This window comes from Rheinheimera tilapiae (genome assembly GCF_042432165.1).
GTDB classification, from domain to species: Bacteria; Pseudomonadota; Gammaproteobacteria; order Enterobacterales; family Alteromonadaceae; genus Pararheinheimera; species Pararheinheimera tilapiae.
Window position 1 is genome coordinate 71,093 of sequence record NZ_JBHLXP010000004.1, and the last position, 6,909, is coordinate 78,001.

A 6,909-nucleotide genomic window follows, 5' to 3' on the forward strand; every position below is an offset into this window, starting at 1 on the left:
CGTTGTCACAATGTGCCCGCATCCGCAGTGGCAGCGTTTTCACACCGCGTTGCAGTAAATACGCTTCTTGTGGCCCCATCGGCACGCCGATATGTTTCAGCGCCACGGTGCGCACGCGCTGGATCAGTGGGCCGTTACCGGCAATGACACCAGCGATAATGTCGCCGTGGCCACAAAGGTATTTAGTCCCGCTGTGCATGACTAAATCGGCGCCAATGCTCAGCGGTTGAAACAATGCCGGCGTCAGGAAGGTGTTGTCACAGACGGTAATAGCACCGATTTGTTTCGCCACAGCGATGATCTTGCGGCTGTCGACGACCTTGAGGGTTGGATTGGTGACCGGCTCCCACAACACCAGGCGGGTATTGGGATTGTGACGGCTGACAAAATCATCGTCCGAGCTGTAGCTGACCACTTTGACGCCGGCGCGCACCAGAGTGTTACGTAAAAACGCATCGGTACCGCCGTAAACCGGGTCGATAAAAGCGACTTCATCGCCTTGTTGCGTCAGGGCGTAGACAATAGAACTGATCGCTGCCATGCCGCTCGCGACCACCACGGCTTCGTCGGCGCCTTCCAGTGCTGCCAGTTTTTGTTCCAGCGCGCTTGAGGTCGGGTTGGCAAACCGGCTGTAGATATAACCCGGATTTTTGCCGGCAAAGCGGTCTTTGCCTTCCTGTGCGGTGCCGTAGCTGTATGTACTGGTCAGATACACCGGGGTATTTAACGCGCCGGTAGAAGGGTCAGGTTGTTGGCCGGCATGGACGGCCAGCGTTTGCATTTTCATTGGGAGTACCTTGTATTCAGAGGCATGGTTCGGGAATAGGCCAGCCGGGATCCGTGCCGGCCAGCCTAACTAATCTGCAGGTAAAAACCGAGCCATCCGGACGCGCAGCTTGCTTGGCGGCTGCGTCCGGCGGGACTGACTGTTAGCTGGCTTGTGCCAGCTCCGGATAATGCCGGTCTGCGACATCGCGATGCGAGCGTAAGCGGCCTTTGAGCGTGTTATCACCAACCTGCCGCAGCAACGGATTGGCGGGATCCGTCGCCGGCCCTTGCGCTTCTGCGGCGAGTTCGGCACTCAGTGGCAAAAGCGGCACTGTGGCATCCAGCTGTGCTGCCATAAAAAACGCCACAGAGTAGCGGTCTTGTTGCTGCGGGCTGGTGACGCGGTGCGTGGTGGCTTTCAGATAGCCATTGGACGCCATCTCCAGCAACTCGCCGATATTGACGACAAAAGCACCGGCAATCGGTTCGGCCAGTACCCAGCCGTCAGCGGTTTCAACCTCGAGGCCTGCCTGTTGGTCCTGCATCACCAGCGTCAGATAACCCGGGTCTTTATGGGCGCCAACGCCTTGTTTGCTGGCATTCGCAGCAGCCACAGGATAACGGACGATTTTCATATGCTGATAGGGGCCTTCCGTGCCATTCAGGCCGGCAATGGTGTGGTCGAGCGCGTCGGCCGGTAACGCCAGCGCTTCTAACATGGCGCGCAACAAGGTGACAGTGACATCGGTCAGCTGCTGCTGAAAGGCTAATAAGGTCGGTTTGAGCGCCGGTAAGGCCGTCGGCCATTGATTCGGCCCGACTAAACGGCGCCACAGCGCATTGCTGGTGGGGAGGCCTACGACAGCATCTTCACGCATGATGTCAAACTGCTCACGCTGGTCCGGCTGGCCGCGGGTCAGCTCGCCGTTTAAGCGAGTGTAACCACGAAAGTGCGGCGAGTTGAGCATCTGCACCTGGGTTTTTTCCGCCAGTGGCAAAGCAAAAAACTCACGGCCAAGCGCCAGCACCTGCTGCTGAGTCTGTGGGCTGATGCCGTGACCGGTCAGGTAAAAAAAGCCGACGTCGCGCGACGCCACACGCAGTTGGCGTAAAAACTCAGCCCGGTTTTCACCGTGGTATTGTGCTAAATCCAGCATAGGTAAAGTGGCTGTGGCCATGATCAACTCCGCATCTTCGGTCTGCCGCAGTCTCAGTACGGCGGTAATTGCGGCGCATTTAATCAGCAGATGAAGTGTTGAAAAAGCAGCAATTACTGCTTACTCAGACGTTTTCGTTATAACCGGATGTCTGGGTGTTTAGCGGTTTAATTAAAATTTTGGTTATAAGTGGCAAAGAGGGGCAATACAGCGCTAAGTAGTCGGGTTTTGTAATGTAAGCTATTGAAATTAAATGATATTCGTAGGTTTGTTTGGCATGCTCGGCGGCCGGACTTTCAGACTTCTCTATACAACCATGCCGACTTATTCAGAACAAAGTAGCATAAGCCACTCTGACGTCTTGTCGTGGAGTGCTAGCTGCGTGTCGGCCCATAACAGGAGCTCGCCCAATCCGTTCGGCTGGTGTGCAGCAATTTCAGCTGATAAAAAAGGCGGGGAGATCCCCGCCTTGTTGGTTCTTTTAACCGGACTTACATTTTGTAAGACACTGTGGTGTAGAAGAACTGGCCGATATTGTCGTAGCTGGCGCCTTCAGTCGTAGTGCCAGTTAACACGCCAGGCAGGTTGCGATCAAACAGGTTGTCGATACCAACAGACCAAGTCAGACCGTTTTCAAACTGGTAACCCAGGCTGATATCGGTGATGAAATAGCTGCCGTAGCCCATGATGTCAACGCGATCCGGGTTAATTTCCAGTTCCTGATCGGTGTAACGGCTGACAGCGCTTAAGTGGCGGGTCTTCCATGAAGCCGTCCATGCATCACGGGTGTAAGCAACAGAGAAGTTCTCCTGCCATACTGCTTCACCTTCTGTACCGGCATTCTCTTCATAGACTGAAGGATTGTCCTGGAATGAGAAAGTTTTGCGCGAGTCCAGGTAAGTACCTAACAGTTTGGTTTTGATGCGACCACCAACAGCGTCAAAATCATAACCAATCTCAAAGTCCACACCTTCAGCGGTTTGCGCCGCCACGTTTTGCGTGATAGACGTGATCAGTTTCAGCTCTTTGCTGGTTGGATCCCGTTTGATCAGGGCACAGAACTGGTTGTTGATACCATTCGGGTTATCAACACATTTATCCAGAATATTCTGGGCTGATACAGATGAAATCGCATCATCGATATCAATAGACCAGTAGTCGACAGTGAATGTCAGGTTTTCAATCAGTTCAGGCTGGTACACAGCGCCGACGGTGTAAGATTTAGACTCTTCCGGCTTCAGGGCCGGGTTGCCGCCTGCCAAACCTTCAATGGTTGAAGCTGTTGCAGTTGGGTCAAATGTTGCAGGAATACCCAGCAGCTGACAGTTTTTCACCCGTAGCGCGCTTTGGTTGTACTCTTTGCCACATGGGTCGTAGACGCTGAAATAAGTCTGATTTTGTGGGCCATAAAGTTCACTGATGTTCGGTGCACGCAGCGCAACTGAATAGGTCGAACGAACGCGGATTTCGTCGTTCAGGGTCCAGTCCAAACCGGTTTTCCAGCTGGTTGCATTGCCAGTCGAACTGTAGTCTGCCACACGGATTGCTGCATCCATGGTCAGGTCCTGTACTAAGAACAGATCCGACACGATAGGCGCTGTGATTTCAGCAAAGGCTTCTTTGACGTTAAATTTACCGTGTTCTTCCTGCAGCGCGTTTAAGAATGTTGCACCTGTGGCTGCAAAAGCGTCTGGCGTAGAGTCACTTTGTTCACGGCGGTATTCAGTACCGGCAGCAAAACCCACCATACCGGCTGGTAATTCGAACAATGCACTGTTGGCGACACTGGCGTTGACAACATGTTGTTTGATGGTGCTGGTAGACAGCGAATTGGTATTAAACCAGGCGCTGGCGGCTGGGTTTACTGCGCCATAACCAAACACGCTGGTTGGTACACAACCGGCTGCCTGAGCTGCGGCATCACGGCAGACGATTTTGCCGTTGCCGTCTTTCACCGCATCAAATGACTGGGCGAAGTTTTTCCGGATCAGGTTGTTGAAGTTTTCCTGTTCCAGTTTGGTCTGGCCATAGACTGCATAGGTTTCATAGCTCCAGTCGTCGTTCAGGTTGCCATCTAAAGCAACCACAGCACGGTTCGTGGTGCGGGTGTTTTCTTCGATGCGGCGGCCGGCGTCTTTGTTAAAACGGTGCACATACACAGCATCCAGACCGTTTTTCGCCATCAGTGCAGCCAGCGATGGGTGGATATAAGCGTTGTCGGCTTTAATTTCCAGTGCAGTGTCATATTCAAAAAACGACGGCTGACCGGCAGTATCACCACCACTGACCACATGTTTGGCTTCAGCACTTAAGGTGTGGTTATCGTTCAGCTCGAAATTGGTTTTTGCATTCAGGTTATAACGGCTGAAGTCTGGTTGTAAGTCTGCGTATTCTTTCAGATTTAACAGGTCACAATTACTGCAGCGGCCCCATTCACCATAAGTGGTACCGACGTTTTGCAGTTGCACTGAGCCATCTTTGTTAAAGGTGTACCAGTTGGTGCCATTGGCTTCGTCCAGGTAGAAGTTGCCTTTGATTGAAGAGTCATACCAGCCGGTATTTGGCAAAGTGATCCGATCAGGAATACCGTCATGAATAGTCGCACCTGTTACCGGATCTTTTTTGTCTTTGTTGGCAGGATTGCGCACATCCATATATGGCGTGCGGGTTAATGAGCGCTCAGTTGCATTGATAGCACGCTGACCTGACACTTCTGCGGCAAATGCAGCATTACCACGGCCACCGGCATAATCGCTGCCGTAAGAGAAGTTAAATTTGTGGTTGTTGTATGGATTGTCATTGGCTTTGCCGGCCGTCGCGCTGACTTCCAGGCCTTCGATGTTTTTCTTCAGCTTGAAGTTAACCACACCGGTGACCGCATCGGCACCGTATACGGCAGAAGCGCCGCCGGTGATGATCTCTACCGATTCAACCCATGAGGTCGGGATCGTATTGGTGTCAACAGATGCCTCGCCGGAGCTGGAAGAAACGTGGCGTTTACCGTCAACTAATACCAGGGTGCGCGCTGCGCCCATGCCACGTAAATCCAGCAGGTTTAAACCAGCAGTACCGATATTGTTACCTGAGTTGGCCATTGAATAGGTTGAAGCCAGTGCTGGTAATTCGTTCAGCACTTCACCGATGTTCATCGCACCGGTTTCCATCAGTTCAGTACCGGAAATAGATGTCACCGGAGATGGAGCAATGGCGCCTTCGCGCATGATGCGTGAGCCGGTGACCTGAACGCGTTCAACCGGTTCAGCTGCGGTGGTTTGCTGTGCGATAGCTGCGGTGCTTAATAAAGCAGCAGAAGTGGCTGCGGCTGTCAGACTCAGTCTGATCGCCTGAGTTAATAATGGATGACGGAACATGTGTACCTCTGAATGCCTGCCGTGCCCGATCCTTTTGCAGGATCAGTTGCCGGCGAGTTCTGTTTTGACAAAATTGCCCAAACCTGGGGCGGCGGATTCTATATAAAAAATGGTTAAAGACCAGACCGAATGCGGTCAATGCCATTTATTTACGCGTCAATTGCACAAAAAACACACGCGCGGTGTGTTTTTTGGCAATTAAGTAATTATTGTTTTAACAAATGATTTATCAAACACTTCATTTGTAACATTTTGTCTCATCGCAGGGCGCGGTGTGTTCGTCTGGTTGCGTTACCTCTGCTGGCGCCTGCTTGCTGCTGGTGAGCTGATAGCCGTCCATTTCCAGTAATCCTTTGGCGATTGCATATAAAATCTGCAGAAACATCACTTTTCCTCCATTGAACAAATTCTGCACAATGATACGCATCGCAGGTGGCGCTGATTAGCGGGTCATTTCAGGACAGATTGTTTCCAACAAGAAACAATCAGGCTATTTTTCTTTTGATACACTAGCCGAAATGATCTGTTTCGGAGGTTCTGATGTCATTACTGCAACGCTTAAGTGATATGGCGATTTTCGCCCGGGTTGCCGAAACCGGCAGTTTTACCCAAGCGGCCGTAGCGCTGCAAATGTCTAAAGGCGCGGTCAGTAAAGCCATTAGCCGGCTGGAGCAGCATTTATCGGTGCGACTGCTGCAGCGCACCACCCGGCAGATCCGCTTAACCGCTGAAGGCCAGGCGTTTTTTGCCTATTGCCAGCAAGTGGTGCGGCAGGCCGATCAGGCCGAGCATCATCTGGATGAAATGCGTGACGAACCGGCCGGCACCATCCGCATCAGTGTGGCAGTGACTTATGGCAGCAAAATCATCGCGCCTTTGCTGCCAGAGTTGCTGCAGCGTTATCCGAAATTAAGAGTGGAACTGGATTTAACCGACCGGCTGGTTGATTTGGTCGGCGAAGAAGTTGATGTCGCGATCCGCTTTGGCCGGTTGGTCAGTTCTAGTCTGATCGCAAGACCGCTGACTAAACTGCCGATCGTGTTGGTTGGTGCGCCGGCTTATCTGGCGCAAGCCGGTATTCCGCAGCATCCGCGCGACTTAGTCCAACATAGTTGCCTCAGTACTGACAATAGTCCGCAAGAGCGTTACTGGCGTTTTACCGACCAAGGTCAGCCACTGGAAGTGTTGACGCAAGGCCCACTGCACGCCAACAGCAATCGGGCACTGAAACCTGCAGTGCTGGCCGGCGTGGGGCTGATGTACGTCACGCGGTATCAGGTGGCGAATGAAATTGACGCTGGCCGGTTGGTGCCAATTCTGACCGAATACATGCCAGAACCGCTCCCTGTGCATTTGGTCTATCCGCACCGCGTGCATATGAAAGCCGGCGTGAAAGTCGTGCTGCAGTATTTGCAATGCCGGCTCAGCCCGCAAACCCACTGCCAGACTACGTCTCAAGCAGTGGCGGAACGAGTAGTCGACCTTGCCAGTTAAGCTGAAAAACCCTTTGTAAGCGCTTGCATAGATGCGGGCGCTCTGTCATATTTAAACCTCATGTAACCGCTTACATTTGCTGTGTTGCGTCTCGGTACCGGCAGTTCGACAGGCATAAG

The 6,909-nt window shown here is 52.5% G+C and carries 5 protein-coding genes; 1 reads left to right on the plus strand and 4 read right to left on the minus strand.

What is annotated here, in order from left to right; translation table 11 throughout:
* The 4 genes from ACFFJP_RS15275 to ACFFJP_RS15290 form a co-directional block, all read right to left on the minus strand.
* Window positions 1-787 (minus strand): trans-sulfuration enzyme family protein (locus tag ACFFJP_RS15275; RefSeq protein WP_377245925.1); only part of this gene is annotated, 787 nt, incomplete at its 3' end.
* A 142-nt stretch (window positions 788-929) separates the two neighbouring features.
* Entirely contained in the window at window positions 930-1,946 is a 1,017-nt protein-coding gene (locus tag ACFFJP_RS15280; protein ID WP_377245928.1) for an isopenicillin N synthase family dioxygenase, read from the minus strand.
* A 470-nt stretch (window positions 1,947-2,416) separates the two neighbouring features.
* Window positions 2,417-5,296, minus strand: coding sequence for a TonB-dependent receptor (locus ACFFJP_RS15285; RefSeq protein WP_377245931.1), 2,880 nt, complete (start codon window positions 5,294-5,296; stop codon window positions 2,417-2,419).
* A 238-nt stretch (window positions 5,297-5,534) separates the two neighbouring features.
* Window positions 5,535-5,723 carry a hypothetical protein gene (locus ACFFJP_RS15290; protein ID WP_377245934.1) on the minus strand — a complete coding sequence of 63 codons (189 nt, stop codon included), beginning with the start codon at window positions 5,721-5,723 and terminating at the stop codon, window positions 5,535-5,537.
* Window positions 5,724-5,836: 113 nt separating this feature from the next.
* On the opposite strand from ACFFJP_RS15290, the gene ACFFJP_RS15295 reads away from it, so the two are divergent.
* On the plus strand, window positions 5,837-6,790 hold the full coding sequence (locus tag ACFFJP_RS15295) for a LysR family transcriptional regulator (RefSeq protein WP_377245937.1): 954 nt from the start codon (window positions 5,837-5,839) through the stop codon (window positions 6,788-6,790).
* Window positions 6,791-6,909: the final 119 nt, after the last annotated feature.

Bases quoted from the DNA above. Each gene is read 5' to 3' on its own strand.
- ACFFJP_RS15280 (WP_377245928.1), bottom strand. From the start codon at position 1,946: ATGGCCACAGCCACTTTACCTATGCTGGATTTAGCACAATACCACGGT.
- ACFFJP_RS15285 (WP_377245931.1), bottom strand. From the start codon at position 5,296: ATGTTCCGTCATCCATTATTAACTCAGGCGATCAGACTGAGTCTGACA.
- ACFFJP_RS15290 (WP_377245934.1), bottom strand. From the start codon at position 5,723: ATGCGTATCATTGTGCAGAATTTGTTCAATGGAGGAAAAGTGATGTTT.
- ACFFJP_RS15295 (WP_377245937.1), top strand. From the start codon at position 5,837: ATGTCATTACTGCAACGCTTAAGTGATATGGCGATTTTCGCCCGGGTT.